The organism is Paucibacter sediminis, assembly GCF_030254645.1.
In the GTDB taxonomy this organism is placed as follows: domain Bacteria; phylum Pseudomonadota; class Gammaproteobacteria; order Burkholderiales; family Burkholderiaceae_C; genus Paucibacter_B; species Paucibacter_B sediminis.
This window is the reverse complement of the sequence record NZ_CP116346.1, coordinates 2750062-2765177: the sequence shown is the minus strand read 5'-3', so window position 1 is coordinate 2765177 and position 15116 is coordinate 2750062. Positions and strand designations below refer to the sequence as shown.

Here is a 15116-nt window from a genome sequence, read left to right as displayed (position 1 = left end):
TACGGGCCGCCGCCGTGGCACCAGCCTCTCAGCCGCGTTCGGCGCCCACCGTGGCCGCCACGCGCTCGGGGCTGACCACACCGGCCAGCTCGAGCTGCATCAGGATCATGTTGGACAGGGCATGCACCGACGGGCGCCCCGTCTCCATCACATAGTGCGCCACGCGCCGATAGAGCGGGTCGCGCACGTGGTACAGCTCGCGCAGCTTCTGCAGCGGATCGCGGACCTGCAACAACGGCCGCTGCGTGTCGTGACGCAGCCGCCTGAACAACTCCTCCGGCGAGGAGCGCAGATAGATCACGGTGGCGCACTGGTGCAGCGCCGCGCGGTTCTCCTCCCGAAGCACCGCACCACCGCCCGTCGCCAGGACCAACTCGGTCCCGCGGGCGAGCAGTTCGGCAATCACACGCGCCTCAATGTCCCGGAAGCTCGCTTCGCCTTCACGCTCAAAGAATGCCTTGATCGGCATGCCGATCTGCCGCTCGATCTCAGCGTCCGAGTCAACGAACGGGACTTGCAACTGCCGCGCCAGTTGCTTGCCGACGGTGGACTTGCCACCGCCGGGCATGCCAACGAGAGCAATCGTCAGTTGGTGCAACTCGCGTAACCTGCGGGTGCAGCGTTGATGGAGAGGTACTGTGAAACCGAATACACGAGACCGCTCGGAGAAGTGAACGAAACGGCTACCGTGCCCGCCGAGGTCTTCTCATCAAACTTGTAGCTGATGCCAACACCGGTCGGAGTCGAGGTGCTAGGGACCGGCGTCCCGCCCAATACCGCAACCGTCAAGCCGTCAGTGGCCTTCGCGGCAATCACCGTACCCGCAGAAACAGGGTTGTAGGCCACAGGGTTCGCATCCGCTGCAGTCAGCGCCAAAACGCCAGCACCAGGCACGCTGTACAGACCGTCGGCACCAAACAGCATGAAGTTCGAACTCTTCGCCACGTCGTCCACATAGTGGGTGATCAGAGAGACGGGCGCCACACAGGTGCCATTCGGCGCCCGCGCATTGTCGGGGCGACTCAGGCCCCACAACGGGCGCGCGGAAGAGGTGGAGAAGATGGTCTGCACGGCTCGCCGCACATAGGCGCGGCCCCAGTCCTTGCTGCAGGTGTTCGGACGCGAGGGAATGCTCACATCCGCAGCCAACAGGGCCGAGTTCGCCGCGACGCATGCCTGGGTTTCGCCAGTGGACACCGAAACGAACTGATCGTCGCTGGACTGATAGTAGTTATCGAACTTGCGATCCAGGAAAATATCACCCAGATTCTGGAAGTCCTCACCGGCGTCGTAGACGTTGTTGCCATTGACGTCGAGGAAGGACTTCTCGCCCAGCGCATAGGTCACCACCGTCACGCGCCCATCCACCGGCACGGGTGAGGCCGTCACAAAATTGGCGGTCGCCGTGGCAATACCTTTACCGCTCAGGGCGGTCTGCTTGATTGCCTCGATCTGGCCGCCCTCGGTCACGAAGTTGATCGCCGTGCCATCCGGTACCGGGTTGCCCAGACGGTCCGATGCGATCACCGTATAGGTGTTGGGCGTGCCCTGGAGGTTGTAGCCCTCGATATTGATCGTGCCCTGAGCCATCGAGAAATTCAGTTGCGACGGCAGGCCCACCGCAATGGCCAGGACACTGGACACCGTGGAGATATTGCTGCCCTGCAACGTTGCCTTGATGCGCACAGGCGTTGGCACCGTGCCCGAATTGACACGAACAATGACGTTGCCATCCTTGTCAGTCTTCTTGGTCACCGCCGTACTGCCGCCATCCAAGGTCAGTCCACCAACCAGCACGCTAGGCTCAAGAACCACGATTTGCTCAGGCAGACCATTGTTGTTGGCATCTTTGACCTGGAACGTCACGTTCGCGTTCTCAACCAAGCCGGAGCCACGCAGATAGATATTGGACGGTGTCGCTGAGACAAAGCCAATGCTTGCAACCGCCGGAGAATTAACGGGGATGCTGAGCGACTGCGTCAGCGCTGTGCCTGTCACCGAAATCTGCAAGTTCTCTGTCGACGCCACCGCGCCGCAACCACCGTCCCGGAAGGTAAATGTGGCACGCCCGGTAGACGTGGTCTGACTGCTAGGCGTAATGGTGCCTTTGCCAGACGCCGTACACGACGAAGTCAGCGCAAGGCTGACTGGGCTACTGGAGGATGTGCCAGTCAGCGTCACCGTGAGGCCAGCTTGGCCATATGCCGACAGGCTGCTCACATCCGACGTGAACGACGCAATGGCCACGTTGGTCGCTGTCAGCTGAAAACCCGTCGACGCGCTGTAATCCTTGGCCAAGTAATTGACCGTAGCCTTGACCATATCGGCGCCTGTTGAAGCCGACTGCGCCGGCGACAGGATCACCGTCGCCTGCCCATTGGCGTCGGTCAGGGCGGACGGCGCACTGAAAGCACCCAGGCCCGCGTCGGTGCTGAACTTGACCACTTGCCCCACCAGCGGCGAGCCCGCCTTGTTCTTGACTTGGACCGATAGCGTTGCAGGAGCACCTGCACTGACGGTTGTCGACGAAAGCAACACGCTCAGCACCGCTGTATCCGTAGAGGTGCCGCTACCTGTACCGGTGTTCCCCCCGCCGAGCACCGGATCACCCGCGCCCCCGCCACCGCCGCCGCATGCAGTCAGCAGCAGCGCCATGCCCAGGCCCAGCCAAGCACTCAGCTTGCCTTTACCCAGCCAATTTTTTCCGTTCATCACTCAGACTCCTTTTCGCCCGTGCTGCAGCCGCAGCAGAGCAGCTCCCTTTTAGCGCACTGTCACACGATCGTTGACGACCTTCGGCGTGATAAACACAAGCAACTCGGTCTTGTTCGAAGTGCGGGCCTTATTCTTGAAGAGATTGCCCATGATGGGCACATCGCCCAGGAAAGGCACTTTGGTCACGTCCTCGCGCTCCACCTGGGTGAAGATACCGCCGATCACGACGGTGCCACCGTTTTCGACCAGCACCTGTGTTTTCACATGCTTGGTGTCGATCGCGAACCCTGCCGAGGTCTGCCGGCCCACACTGTCCTTGTTGACGTCCACGTCCAGAATCACATTGCCCTCGGGCGTGATCTGCGGCGTGACCTCGAGCTTGAGATTGGCCTTGCGGAAGGCGATGGACGTCGCGCCGCTCGATGTCGCCACCTGATACGGCAGTTCTTCGCCTTGCTCGATCAAGGCCTTGACCTGATCGGCCGTAACCACGCGCGGGCTGGAGACAATCTTGCCGCGACCATCCGCCTCGAGCGCCGACAACTCCAGATTCAGGAAACGGTTGGCGGTAGCACTGAACAGCGATAGCGCGAAATTGGCAGGGGCAAGGTCACCGATTTTGGGCGCAGGCATATTGATGAACTGCGTATCGTTGTACTTGAAATCATCCTTCGCCATCTGCAAGGTCTGCCCACCCACGGCGTTGTAATTCCCGCCGACGGTGACATAGTTGTTTCCACCGACGTTATACCCAGGTACCCCACCCTGCAGACCGCGCATATCGGATGCGCCCAGTTTCACGCCGAGAGAGCGTCCGAACTTGTCATCGGCCTCGACGATGCGCGCCTCAATCAGCACCTGCCGGACCGGGATATCGATCTTGGCGATCATCGCCAGCACCTCCTCCAGCTTGGAGGGGATGTCGGTCACGAACAATTGGTTGGTGCGGCTTTCAAACATGGCGCTACCGCGCGCCGACAGCAACCGAGTTGTAGTGCCACCGCCTTGACCGGAACCTTGGCCCGTGCCCGTCAGGCCTTTGGCCACCTCTTCGGCCTTGGTGTAATTCAACTGGATGGCCTGCGTACGCAGAGGCTCAAGCTGCGATATCTGCGCCTTGGCCTCGAGATCCATCTTTTCCTTGGTGGCCAGTTCGTCTTTGGGCGCGATCCACAGCACATTGCCGGATTTGCGCAGGCCCAAACCCTTGGCCTGCATGATGATGTCCAGCGCCTGGTCCCACGGAACGTCCTTGAGGCGCAGGGTCACATTGCCGGTCACGGTATCACTAGTCACCACATTGAAATTGGTGAAGTCCGCGATCACCTGCAGCAAGGCGCGAACCTCGATGTTCTGGAAGTTCAGCGACAGCTTGTCACCCGCATAACCCGGTCCCTGCGTCAGCTTGTTGGGATCAGTTTTCTGCGGTCGAACTTCCAGCACAAATTGGTTGTCGCTCTGGTAAGCACTGTGTTCCCAAGCCCCCTTAGGCTCGACCACCATACGTACCCGATCGCCCACCTGAGAAGTCGACACCACTTGCACCGGGCTTCCGAAATCCGATACATCCAAGCGTCGCCGCAGGTTTTCCGGCAGGCTGGATCTAAGAAATTCCACCACCAGATTCTGACCTTGCTGTTGGATGTCGACACCCACCTGCGTGCTGGGCAAATTGACGATCACACGGCCAGCACCATCCTGGCCACGGCGAAAGTCGATGTCACGTAGGGCTTGTGGTGCTGCATTCTGGCTGGCTGCAAAGTGAACCGGCCCAGAAGTCGCCTGCCCAGCATTGCTTGCTACAGAAGCTTGCTCGAGGAATATCAGCAGCGCGTTTTCCTGCAACTGCGCACGGTAGGTCGCGGCCTGGCGCAGGTTCAAGACCACACGCGTGCGCTCACCAGCCTGGGCCACGTTGGCCGAGCGCAGATTGCCCTGGTTGATCTCGACCGCGGAGCGCCCCAATTCGTTGGACACGCCCGGCAAGTCGATGGCAATACGGGGTGGCGTCTGTATCGTGAAGCCACGTGGAACTTCCGATAACGGTTGCGTCAACTCGATGCGCACCACCTCGGCGCCCGCCTGCTGCATGCTGTTGATGGAGCGAATTGCGTTTTGTGCCCACGCTGGCAGAGGCGCTAGACAGCCCACCGCCACTGCACATGCCAAAGCTCGCCACTGGCTCATTCGAAGAGTCTCCGGAAGTATGCTCATCGTCCCTTCTCCTGTAGCTGGAGGGTACTGGTGCGTTCAACCCATTCGCCCGCAGCGTCCTGGACGACTTCTCGCAAGGTGATATCGGTTTCGGTGATCTTGGTAACGCGCCCGAAGTTAAGCCCCAGGTAATCGCCGCCCTTGACCAAGTAATAGAGGTTGTCCACCTTCAACATCGCAAGGCGCTCGCTGCTACGCGTCAAGCTACCCACCATCGACATGCTGTCCAAGGGGAAGGACTCCAGCGGCTCTCGACGTCGATTCATTTCGGCGGCCAGCAGCGAGTTGGGTTGCGCGGACTCCTGCTTAATGGCAACGCTCAGCTTTTGCGTACTGAACGGGTCGACCCCGCCTTGAGCCTCATAAGCCTGGGGGAGAAATTGTTTCGGTGGAACAAGTTGCCGCACCGTCGGACGTGTCGCGCGGCGCTGCTCTTCCATCCATTGCTGCAGCTCATCCACATCCGACGAGCAGGCCGCCACCGCCAGCAACACCGCCAGCGCAACGACGCACCTTACAGCTGTCTGATACCCCGTCATTTTTTGGCCCCCGCCGACTTCGCAGCACTGCGCTTCTGCTCGCTCACCTCATTGGCGTCAAGGTAACGATAGGTGCGCGCCGTGGCTTCCATCGCCAGGCTGCCGGACGCATCCTTGCCCGTCAGAGTCACCACATTCAGGTTGTGCAGCGTCACGATGCGAGAGAGGTTGGACACATCGGCAGTGAACGCGCCCACATCGTGATAACGGCCAGTCACACGCAAGGCAATCGGCAGTTCAGCGTAATAGTCCTTGATGACCATCTGCCCTGGACGGAACAACTCAAACTGCAGCCCACGCCCCAGCCCTGCCTGGTTGATATCCGACAGCAGCGCATCCATTTCCGCCTTGCCCGGCAGTTGCTTTTCCAGCTGCGTCACATATTCCTCCACCTGACTTTTCTGCTTTCGCAACTCAGGCAGATTGACGGCTTGCGCCAATTTGGCGGTGTAGTCACCCTTCAGCTTAGGTTCGCGCTCGCGCTCGGCATTCAGACCCGCTTGCACATCTGCAAGCACAAACACCCAGCCGATCACCATGACCAACACGCCCACTGCCAGAAACGATGCCAGCTTGGGCGCCAAGGGCCATTGCCCAGGCTCGTTGGGATTGAGACCGCGGAATTGCTCCGCGACCCCCGCAAACCAGGCATTGAGGTTCAGATTGCCCGTTTTCGTCTTTTTCAGCATGAGCGCCCTCAAGACTTCTTGGCCGGCACACCAGCGCTTGGTGTCGCAGGCGATTCGTTCACCGGCGCCTTGATCGACACCTTCATCGAGAACTCAAACAACCGTTTCTGATCGCGCGAATTGGCGCTGAGGTTGGCGATCTTGATCTCCACCAACTCGGGCTTTTCCAGCCACTCGGAGTTGCGCGCCGTGTTGCGCAGCAACTCCGAAACGCGCTCGTTCGTTTGCGCGATACCGTTGATCGAGACCACTTTGTCAGTCTGACGAATCGTCGTCAGATACACGCCCTCGGGCGTATGCCGGGCCAGTTCGTTCAGCAGATGCACCGGCGTATTGCGGTCCGCCTGCAAATCCTCCACCGCCCGCTGGCGAGACTTCAGCGATTCAATTTCAGCCTTGAGGTTGGCAATATCCTTGATCTGGCTGTCGAGCTTGTCGATCTCGGTCGTCAAAAATTGGTTGCGAGAGGCTTGTGCGGCGGTCATTTGCTGCAGCAGCAGCATGCCGGCGCCCACCACCACGGCCCCCAACACGGCCGAAACACCCAAGCCGACAAAAAATGCCGTCTTACGGCGCTTGCGCTTCTCTTCCCGATAGGGCAGCAGGTTGATCAGAATCACTGAAAGAACCTCCGCATCGCCAAGCCACAGGCGGTCAGATAGGCCGGCGCCTCACGGCGCAACTTGGCCTCGCGCACCGACGAGCCCAGCGCCATATTCTCGAACGGGTTCACCACCATGCAGGCAAAGCCCGTCAACTCCGTGACGCGCTCCTTGAGCCCGGGCAAGGTGGCCGTTCCTCCGGCCAACATCACGTAATGCACCTTGTGATGCGGCGTGCTGGTGAAGAAGTACTGCAAGGCGCGCCCGATTTCTTGCGAGAGGCTGTCCACGAACGGGTTCAGCACCGCGGTTTCGTAGTCCTCCGGCAGCTCGTTGGCGAGCTTCTTGAGCTCCGCCTCCTCAAACGAGAAGCCGTACTGGCGCGAAATGAGCTGCGTCAGCGCCGACCCGCCGAAGGCTTGGTCGCGGTCATACAGCATCTCATCGTCCCGCAGAACCTTCAGACTGGTGGTGTCAGCACCGATCTCGAACAGCGCCACCAAGGCATCCTTGCCTTCGCTGGGCAAATTCGCGATCAGCCGCCCCATCGCCATGCGGGATGCATGCGACTCGATGTCCAGAATGACCGGGCGCAAACCCGCTGCCTCGGCCAAGCCCTGCCTGTCCTGCACGCGATCCTTGCGCGAGGCGGCGATCAGCACCTCGACATCGCCGACGGACGTGGGGCTGGGGCCGATTACGCAGAAGTCCAGGCTAACCTCGTCCAGGGAGAACGGAATGTACTGATTCGCCTCCGCCTCGACCTGGATCTCAAGCTCTTCGTCGCGCAAGCCCGCGGGCAGCATGATCTTCTTGGTGATCACGGCCGACTGCGGCATCGCCAGCACGGCGTCGCGCGTCTTGCTGCCACTTCGCGCCACCACACGGCGCACGGCATCCGCCACCTCATCGAATTTCTCGATTTGGCCATCGGTGATCCAACCTTTTTCGAACGGCTCGGTCGCAAAGCGCTCCAAGACCATCTCGCCATTTGCACTCTGACCCAATTCGACCAGTTTCACACTGGACGAGCTGATATCCAAGCCAATCATGGGCGGATGCTTGCGACCCAGCAGTACGTCAAGTATTCCCATGACGCTTATCCCCCAACGCGCCGCGAGTGCGCCGGACTATTAATAAGTTACTTGAATGCTAGCAGCAAAGCCTATGACGCCCCAAGGCTTTCTGCCTCATGCAAGTAACACCACGTTGCGAAACATACACGACTGCCGCGGCACCCTAAGGCCGGAATAACACCGCTATTTCGGCATTGGCCCCACACCTATTGGTAAGCAGAGGTGACAAGGCGCGCGTGGGCGGGGCGTTTCTATAATCCCCCGACCGCGACGGAGCCCCATGAGCGAAGCCAAGAAGAAGTCCCCACCGAGCACGGCCGACAGGCCGCAGGCACAAAGCCTTGGATCCATGCTGTTGCGCGCGGGCGGTTGGGCCTTGGCGCTCCTGGCGGCGGGCGCCGGTGGTGTCTTGCTGCTGCTGGCCATGGCCTTGGCGATGGCCTACCCCAATCTGCCGGATATCAGCGGCCTCACCGACTACCGCCCCAAGCTGCCCATGCGGGTGCTCTCCAGTGATGGCGTCGTGCTGGGCGAGTTCGGCGAAGAGCGCCGCAACTATCTGCCAATCAAGAGCATTCCCAAGGTCATGCAGGATGCCATCCTCGCGATCGAGGATGCACGCTTTTACCAGCATGGCGGGGTGGATTACCTCGGCGTGATCCGCGCCGGCCTGGCCAATGTGGGCGAATCGCGCAGCCAGGGAGCATCGACGATCACGATGCAGGTGGCGCGCAATTTCTATCTCTCCACCGAGAAGACCATGACGCGCAAGATCTACGAGATCTTGCTGGCTTTGAAGATCGAGAACGCGCTCAGCAAGGAGCAGATCCTCGAGATCTACATGAACCAGATCTTCCTGGGACACCGGGCCTATGGCTTCGCCGCCGCCAGCGAGGTCTACTTCGGCAAGCCGCTCAAGGACATCTCGATCGCCGAGGCCGCCATGCTGGCGGGTCTGCCCAAGGCACCGTCCGCCTACAACCCCATCAACAACCCGCGCCGGGCCAATCAGCGCCAGCAATACATCATCGACCGCATGCTGGACAACGGTTACATCACCGAGGAGCAGCACAAGGAGGCGAAGGCGCAGACCCTGCGCTATCGCCAGGTGGCCGAAGCCTCCTCGCATGCGGAGTACGTGGCCGAGGTGGCCCGACAGTTGATCTACACCCAGTACGGCGATGAGGCCTACACGCGTGGGCTGAACGTCTACCTGACCCTGAATGCCGACGAGCAGAACGCCGCCTATCGGGCACTGCGGCGCGGCATCATGGACTTCGAACGGCGGCAGGTCTACCGCGGCCCAGAGGCCTATATCGACCTGCCGACCAACCCCAAGGATGTCGACGTCCGCGTCGCCGAGGCCCTGTCCGAGCATCCGGCCAACGACGAATTGCTGGCCGCCGTGGTGCTGGAAGCCGATCCGAAGAAGGTGGTGGCGGCACTGCAGAGTGGCGAGACCATCAACATCGTCGGCGAGGGGCTGAAGCCCGCCACCTCGGGACTGTCCGAACGCGGCAACCCCAAGACGCGCATCCGCCGCGGCGCGGTCATCCGCGTCGTCAAGGGCAGCAAGAACGACTGGACCATCACCCAGTTGCCCGAGGTTGAAGGCGCCTTCATTTCCCTGGACCCACGCGACGGCAGGGTACGGGCCATGGTGGGCGGCTTCGACTACGCCAAGAACAAGTTCAACCACGCCACCCAGGCCTGGCGCCAGCCCGGCTCGAGCTTCAAGCCCTTCATCTACTCGGCTGCCTTGGAGAAAGGCTTCACGCCCGCCACGGTGGTGAACGACGCGCCGCTGTTCTTCGACGCCAGCACCACGGGCAGCCAGCCCTGGGAACCGAAGAATTACGACGGCACCTTCGATGGCCCCCTGCCGCTGCGCCGCGCCCTCGCCAAGTCCAAGAACATGGTGTCGATCCGGGTGCTGCAGTCGATTGGCGTCCACTACGCGCAGGACTGGATCACCCGCTTCGGCTTCGAGGCCGAGAAACATCCCGCCTACCTGACCATGGCGCTGGGCGCCGGCTCGGTCACGCCGATGCAGATGGCCCAGGGCTATGCCGTGTTTGCCAATGGCGGCTATCGCGTCAGCCCACAACTCGTCGCCAGGCTCACCGACCACAAGGGCAAGCTGCTGTACGAGGCTGGCTTGCCGAGCCAAATGGACGAGAGCCACCGCGTCATCGATGCGCGCAATGCCTTTCTGATGACCAGCCTGTTGCAGGAGGTCACCCGCAGCGGCACCGCCGCCAAGGCCCAGGCTCAGCTCAAGCGGCCGGACATCTATGGCAAGACCGGCACCACCAACGATTCGATGGACGCCTGGTTCGCCGGTTACCAGCAGCAGGTGGTGGCGGTGGTCTGGATCGGCTACGACCAGCCGCGCAAGCTGGGAGATCGCGAAACCGGCGGAGGGCTGTCTCTGCCGGTCTGGATCGAATACATGAGCCAGGCGCTGAAGGGTGTGACGGTCTCGGAGCCCGCGGCGCCGGAAGGCGTGATGCAGGTGAATGGCGAGTGGTTCTACGATGAATACCAGGGCCAGTCGGGCGTGCGCGCACTCAGCAATGACGAGGCCAAGCTGCCCGGCAACGCCAGCGAGGAAGAGAAGAAGAGCGTCCTCGACCTCTTCAAGCGCTGAACACCCCGTTCAGACCGGCGGCGCGAACCGCAAGGTCTTGCCGGCCTGCGCGCTGGCCTGCGCGGACAAGAGCGCATGGAACTCCTGCGACTCGCGGGTATCCAGCCATTGCCCGGCCACATACTTGAAGTGGTAGCCACCGGCCCGCGTCGCCAGCCACAGCTCTTGCAACGGGGGCTGGGTGTTGATGACGATCTTGCTGCCATTGGGAAAGCTGAGTTCCAGCAGCCCGCCGGTGCGATGACTGTCGATGTCGATCAGGTCGCCGTCCAGCCAGGCATCAACCTGGACCTCGATGTGATCAAGCACCGCACGCGTCTTCGCCTGGTAGTCGGCATCGCTGAGGGGGCTGGCTGTCATGGCGGCTAAACTTCCCGAATGTTGATCGATCAAAGCCACAGTGTAGGCCGCTCCGGCAAGGCCGCCCCGGCCTCAGGGTTTCAGCGCCGCAGTTCGCCGCGGCGCGGCGCCGCCGCGCTGTTGCTGGCACTTGCCGCTGCATGTGTCGCGATGGGGCTGAGCGCCTGTGGTCAAAAGGGCCCGCTGAGCCTGCCACCGCCACCCGCCAAGCCAGCCAGCGCCGCCGGCAGCGCACGCTAGGCGCGGCCTTCCTGCACCGCATGGCAGGCCACCTGCACGCCCTGGAACAGGGTCAGTGCCGGTCGCTCCTGCCGGCAGCGCTCATTGGCCAGGGGGCAGCGTGGATGGAAGCTGCAGCCGCTGGGCGGATTGAGCGGGTTCGGCACCTCGCCGCGCACCGGCGTGCGTGCCCTCCCCGACATGTGGATGTCGGGGATCGCATCCAGCAGCATGCGCGTGTAGGGATGGCGCGGCCGTGCAAACAGCTCAACCTTGTCCGCCAGCTCGACCAGACGCCCCAGGTACATCACCCCCACTTGGTCGCTCACATGCCGCACCACCGCCAGGTTGTGTGAGATGAAGAGGTAGGTCAGCCCGCGCTGGCGCTGCAGGTCCTTCATGATGTTGAGAACCTGGGCCTGCACCGACACGTCGAGGGCCGAGGTCGGCTCGTCGCAGACCAGGAACTCCGGCTGGGTGGCCAGCGCGCGCGCGATCGAGATGCGCTGGCGCTGCCCGCCCGAGAACTGGTGCGGGAATTTCTCGCTGTCCACCGCGGCCAGGCCCACCGAGCGCAGCAGTTCGGCGACGCGCTCGCGCAGTTCCGAGACATCGCGCACCAGGCCATGCTCGCGCAAGGGCTCGGCCACGATGTCCTGCACCTTCCAGCGCGGATTCAGGCTCGCATAGGGATCCTGGAAAATCATCTGCATGCGCCTGCGCAGGGCCAGGCGCTGGGCCGCATCCATCTTGGCGGCCGTATCCACGCCGTCGAAGCTGACGCTGCCGCGCGTGGGCTCGTAAAGCCCCACCAGCAGGCGCGCCACGGTGCTCTTGCCGCAGCCGGATTCGCCCACCAGGGCCAGCGTCTTGCCCTTGGCGATACTGAAGCTGAGCCCGTCCACCGCGTGCACGAACTGCCGCCCCTTGCGCTCGACAACGCGATTCAGCCAGGGCGCAGAAACATCGAAGGTCTTGGCGAGGTCCTTCACCTCCAGCAGCGGCTTGGTGCTCATGCGGCCCGCCCCTCATCCGCCGCATGCAGCCAGCAGGCCGCGCGCGTGCCACCGGCAGGCATCAGTTCGGGTCGCGCGCGCAAGCAACGCTCAACGACGCGCGGGCAGCGCGGATTGAATGCGCAGCCGGCCGGAATCGCATTCAGGCGCGGCATCGCCCCGTCGATCTGCAGCAGGCGCTCTCTATCCTCGTCCATCGCCGGGATCGAGCCCATCAGGCCGACGGTATAGGGATGGGCGGGTTGGTGGATGACATCGCGGACCGGTCCGATCTCGACGATGCGTCCGGCATACATCACCGCCACGCGATCGCAGGTCTCGGCGATCACGCCCATATCGTGCGTCACCAGCATCACGGCGGCGCCCTGCTCCTTGCACACGCGCCTGAGCAGGGCAATGATCTGCGCCTGTATCGACACGTCCAGCGCTGTGGTCGGCTCGTCAGCCACGATCAGCTTGGGCTCGCCCGCCAGCGCCAGCGCAATCACCACGCGCTGCCGCATGCCGCCCGAGAATTGATGCGGATACTGGTCTATGCGTGCCTCGGGCGCGGGGATGCCGGTCTGCTGCAGCAGTTCGATGGCACGCCGGCGCGCCTGCTGGTGGCTCAGCCCGAGATGCGCGGTGATGGTCTCGATGAGCTGCTGGCCCACCGTGTAGAGCGGATTCAGCGAGGTGAGCGGGTCCTGGAAGATCGCACCGATGCGACGCCCGCGGATGCGCCGCATCTGCTCGTAGGGCAGGTTGTCGATGCGCTGGCCCTCCAGACGGATCTCGCCACCGGCGATTCGGCCGGGCGGATCCAGCAGGCCGATGATGGAGGCGCCGGTGAGCGACTTGCCGGCCCCCGATTCGCCCACCACGCCAAGAATCTCGCCGGCGGCAATGTCGAAGGAAATGTCGTCCAGCGCCAGCAAGTTGGCACGGCGCGACGGGAACTCGACGCGCAGCTCGCGGACTTCAAGCAAAGAAGCGGTGGGGCTCATGCCGGCATGCATCCTCGGTCTCAACGCAGGCGCGGGTTGAGCGCATCGCGCAACCAGTCGCCCAGCAGGTTCACGCTCAGGGCGATCAGCACCAGCATCGCGCCCGGCCAGATCGTGATCCACCATTCGCCCGAGAACAGAAAGTCGTTGCCCACCCTGATCAGCGTACCCAGCGACGGGCTGGTGGGCGGCACCCCCACGCCCAGAAACGACAGGGTGGCTTCGGTGATGATGGCCGAGGCCACCTGGATGGTGGCCAGCACCAGCACCGGACCCAGCACGTTAGGCAGCACATGCTTGAACATGATGCGCAGGGGGCCCACGCCGATGACACGCGCCGCCTGCACATATTCCTTGTTGCGCTCCACCATGGTGGAGCCGCGCACCGTGCGCGCGTACTGCACCCAGCCGGTGAGCGCGATGGCGAAGATCAGCACCAGGAAGGCCAGCGTCTCATGCGCATGCGGGAACAAAGCCCGCCCGACGCCATCGATCAGCAAGGCCACCAGGATGGACGGGAAGGACAGCATCACGTCGCAGACGCGCATGATGAAGCCGTCCACGCGCCCACCCGCAAAGCCGGCCAGCAAACCCAGGCCAACGCCGATCAGCATCGACAGCAGCACCGACGCCAGCCCCACCAGCAGCGAGATGCGTGCGCCATACATCAGGGCCGAGAGAATGTCACGCCCCTGGTCGTCGGTACCGAGCAGATATTTGCCCGAGCCACCCTCGATCCAGGCCGGCGGCAGGCGCGAATCCATCAGCTCCAACGTGGAAAGATCAAAGGGGTTGTGGGGCGCCACGAACTCGGCAAACACGGCGCACACCACACAGGCCAGCGCGATCACGCTGGCCAAGATCGCCATCGGCGAGCTGCGGTAGGAATGCCAGAGGTCGCCGTCGAAGAAGCGCCGCCAGGCGCTCGGCGCCGCGGCTTGGGGTTGCGGATTCGGGTTGCGGCTCATGTCAATGTCCGCCGGCCTTGCCCTCGACGCGCAGGCGCGGGTCGACGGCGAAGTACAGCAAGTCCACCAGCAGGTTGATGCTGACGAAGATGAAGGAGATCAGGCACAGATAAGCCGCCATCACGGGGATGTCGGCGAACTGCACGGCCTGGATGAACAGCAGGCCCATGCCCGGCCACTGAAACACGGTCTCGGTGATGATGGCGAAGGCGATCAGCGAGCCGAGCTGCAGGCCGGTGATGGTGATCACCGGCACCAAGGTGTTGCGCAGCGCGTGGCCAAAGTAGACCGCGCGGTTGCTCAAGCCGCGTGCGCGCGCGAACTTGATGTAGTCGGTGCGCAGCACCTCCAGCATCTCCGCACGCACCAGGCGCATGATGAGCGTGAGCTGGAACACCGACAGCGTGACCGCGGGCAGCAGCAGGTGCTTGAGGCCATCCAGGCTCAGCAACCCCGTGGTCCAACTGCCGAAGGCCAGCACCTCGCCGCGGCCAAAGCTGGGCAGCCACTTCAGGTTCACGGCGAAGATCAGGATCAGCAGGATGCCGATCAGGAAGGTGGGCAGCGACACGCCCAGCAGCGACAGCGTCATCAGCAGCTGCGACGAGGCCCGCCCGCGCCGCAATGCCGCGATCACGCCCAACGGAATTCCCAGGCCCAGCGCAATCACCGCCGCCGCCATCGAGAGTTCGAGCGTGGCAGGAAAGCGCTCGACGATGAGCGTGGAGACCTTGCGCCCCTGCCTCAGGCTGAGGCCGAACTCACCCTGAACGGCATTGCCCACGAAGCGCGCAAATTGCACCGGGAACGAGGCATCCAGGCCCAGGTCGTGGCGCAGTTGCTCGCGCTGTTCCGGGGTGGCGTCCTGCCCCAGCAAATTGGTCACCGGATCGCCCACATACTGGAACAGCATGAAGGCGATGAAAGCCACCGTCAGCATCACGACGATGGCCTGCACCAAACGCCTGAGTATGAAAACTAGCATGTCTGAGGGAATTCAGGGCGGCCCGCGCTGGCGCTTGATCAGCCATCGAGCCACGCTGCGGCGCAGCGCTGCCACCCAACGGAGGCGCCATCATCAA

At 62.8% G+C, this 15116-nt stretch carries 14 protein-coding genes; 2 read left to right on the top strand and 12 right to left on the bottom strand.

Annotated features, from left to right (window positions below):
• Window positions 1-28: 28 nt before the first annotated feature.
• From PFX98_RS12830 to PFX98_RS12800, 7 genes are read right to left on the bottom strand one after another with little or no spacing between them, the layout of a single operon-like run.
• Window positions 29-589 carry a shikimate kinase gene (locus tag PFX98_RS12830; protein ID WP_285235583.1) on the bottom strand — a complete coding sequence of 187 codons (561 nt, stop codon included), beginning with the start codon at window positions 587-589 and terminating at the stop codon, window positions 29-31.
• Window positions 586-2712 (bottom strand): Ig-like domain-containing protein, encoded by a 2127-nt coding sequence (locus tag PFX98_RS12825; RefSeq protein WP_285230898.1) that lies wholly within the window; start codon window positions 2710-2712, stop codon window positions 586-588. The genes PFX98_RS12830 and PFX98_RS12825 overlap by 4 nt, the downstream gene beginning before the upstream one ends.
• Window positions 2713-2763: 51 nt before the next feature.
• A complete protein-coding gene (locus PFX98_RS12820; RefSeq protein ID WP_285230897.1) occupies window positions 2764-4902 on the bottom strand; it encodes a type IV pilus secretin PilQ in 2139 nt (712 codons plus the stop codon).
• Between the two features lie 23 nt (window positions 4903-4925).
• Window positions 4926-5468: a pilus assembly protein PilP gene (locus PFX98_RS12815; protein WP_285230896.1), complete on the bottom strand. Its 543-nt coding sequence runs from the start codon at window positions 5466-5468 to the stop codon at window positions 4926-4928.
• Window positions 5465-6157, bottom strand: a complete 693-nt coding sequence (locus PFX98_RS12810) for a type IV pilus inner membrane component PilO (RefSeq protein WP_285230895.1) — start codon at window positions 6155-6157, stop codon at window positions 5465-5467. Before PFX98_RS12810 ends, PFX98_RS12815 begins: the two co-directional genes overlap by 4 nt.
• 8 nt (window positions 6158-6165) lie before the next feature.
• Complete coding sequence (locus PFX98_RS12805) at window positions 6166-6777, bottom strand: PilN domain-containing protein (protein ID WP_285230894.1); 612 nt, start codon at window positions 6775-6777, stop codon at window positions 6166-6168.
• Window positions 6774-7853 (bottom strand): pilus assembly protein PilM, encoded by a 1080-nt coding sequence (locus PFX98_RS12800; RefSeq protein ID WP_285230893.1) that lies wholly within the window; start codon window positions 7851-7853, stop codon window positions 6774-6776. The genes PFX98_RS12805 and PFX98_RS12800 overlap by 4 nt, the downstream gene beginning before the upstream one ends.
• Before the next feature lie 262 nt (window positions 7854-8115).
• On the opposite strand from PFX98_RS12800, the gene PFX98_RS12795 reads away from it, so the two are divergent.
• Entirely contained in the window at window positions 8116-10485 is a 2370-nt protein-coding gene (locus PFX98_RS12795) for a penicillin-binding protein 1A (RefSeq protein WP_425334597.1), read from the top strand.
• Between the two features lie 9 nt (window positions 10486-10494).
• Here PFX98_RS12795 and cyaY read toward each other — a convergent pair whose 3' ends face one another.
• Window positions 10495-10845, bottom strand: coding sequence for an iron donor protein CyaY (cyaY, locus tag PFX98_RS12790; RefSeq protein WP_285230892.1), 351 nt, complete (start codon window positions 10843-10845; stop codon window positions 10495-10497).
• A gap of 18 nt (window positions 10846-10863) precedes the next feature.
• Between cyaY and lptM the strand changes: the two genes are divergently transcribed.
• The gene (gene lptM, locus PFX98_RS24730; RefSeq protein WP_425334596.1) at window positions 10864-11085 is read left to right on the top strand and encodes an LPS translocon maturation chaperone LptM; all 222 of its coding nucleotides are present in this window, start codon (window positions 10864-10866) and stop codon (window positions 11083-11085) included.
• On the opposite strand, the gene PFX98_RS12785 is transcribed toward lptM, so the two are convergent.
• The 4 genes from PFX98_RS12785 to PFX98_RS12770 all read right to left on the bottom strand — a co-directional run bounded on the left by PFX98_RS12785 (window position 11082) and on the right by PFX98_RS12770 (window position 15019).
• Window positions 11082-12080 (bottom strand): ABC transporter ATP-binding protein, encoded by a 999-nt coding sequence (locus PFX98_RS12785; protein ID WP_285230891.1) that lies wholly within the window; start codon window positions 12078-12080, stop codon window positions 11082-11084. The two genes, lptM and PFX98_RS12785, sit on opposite strands and share 4 nt — an antisense overlap.
• The gene (locus PFX98_RS12780; RefSeq protein WP_285230890.1) at window positions 12077-13066 is read right to left on the bottom strand and encodes an ABC transporter ATP-binding protein; all 990 of its coding nucleotides are present in this window, start codon (window positions 13064-13066) and stop codon (window positions 12077-12079) included. The genes PFX98_RS12785 and PFX98_RS12780 overlap by 4 nt, the downstream gene beginning before the upstream one ends.
• Before the next feature lie 20 nt (window positions 13067-13086).
• Window positions 13087-13935, bottom strand: coding sequence for an ABC transporter permease (locus tag PFX98_RS12775; protein WP_425334698.1), 849 nt, complete (start codon window positions 13933-13935; stop codon window positions 13087-13089).
• Between the two features lie 100 nt (window positions 13936-14035).
• Window positions 14036-15019, bottom strand: coding sequence for an ABC transporter permease (locus tag PFX98_RS12770; protein ID WP_285230888.1), 984 nt, complete (start codon window positions 15017-15019; stop codon window positions 14036-14038).
• Window positions 15020-15116: the final 97 nt, after the last annotated feature.

Coding starts and splice junctions, on each gene's coding strand:
- PFX98_RS12825 (WP_285230898.1), bottom strand. CDS start 2,712: ATGAACGGAAAAAATTGGCTGGGTAAAGGCAAGCTGAGTGCTTGGCTG.
- PFX98_RS12820 (WP_285230897.1), bottom strand. CDS start 4,902: ATGAGCCAGTGGCGAGCTTTGGCATGTGCAGTGGCGGTGGGCTGTCTA.
- PFX98_RS12815 (WP_285230896.1), bottom strand. CDS start 5,468: ATGACGGGGTATCAGACAGCTGTAAGGTGCGTCGTTGCGCTGGCGGTG.
- PFX98_RS12810 (WP_285230895.1), bottom strand. CDS start 6,157: ATGCTGAAAAAGACGAAAACGGGCAATCTGAACCTCAATGCCTGGTTT.
- PFX98_RS12800 (WP_285230893.1), bottom strand. CDS start 7,853: ATGGGAATACTTGACGTACTGCTGGGTCGCAAGCATCCGCCCATGATT.
- PFX98_RS12795 (WP_425334597.1), top strand. CDS start 8,116: ATGAGCGAAGCCAAGAAGAAGTCCCCACCGAGCACGGCCGACAGGCCG.
- cyaY (WP_285230892.1), bottom strand. CDS start 10,845: ATGACAGCCAGCCCCCTCAGCGATGCCGACTACCAGGCGAAGACGCGT.
- lptM (WP_425334596.1), top strand. CDS start 10,864: ATGTTGATCGATCAAAGCCACAGTGTAGGCCGCTCCGGCAAGGCCGCC.
- PFX98_RS12785 (WP_285230891.1), bottom strand. CDS start 12,080: ATGAGCACCAAGCCGCTGCTGGAGGTGAAGGACCTCGCCAAGACCTTC.
- PFX98_RS12780 (WP_285230890.1), bottom strand. CDS start 13,066: ATGAGCCCCACCGCTTCTTTGCTTGAAGTCCGCGAGCTGCGCGTCGAG.
- PFX98_RS12775 (WP_425334698.1), bottom strand. CDS start 13,935: ATGGCGATCTTGGCCAGCGTGATCGCGCTGGCCTGTGTGGTGTGCGCC.
- PFX98_RS12770 (WP_285230888.1), bottom strand. CDS start 15,019: ATGCTAGTTTTCATACTCAGGCGTTTGGTGCAGGCCATCGTCGTGATG.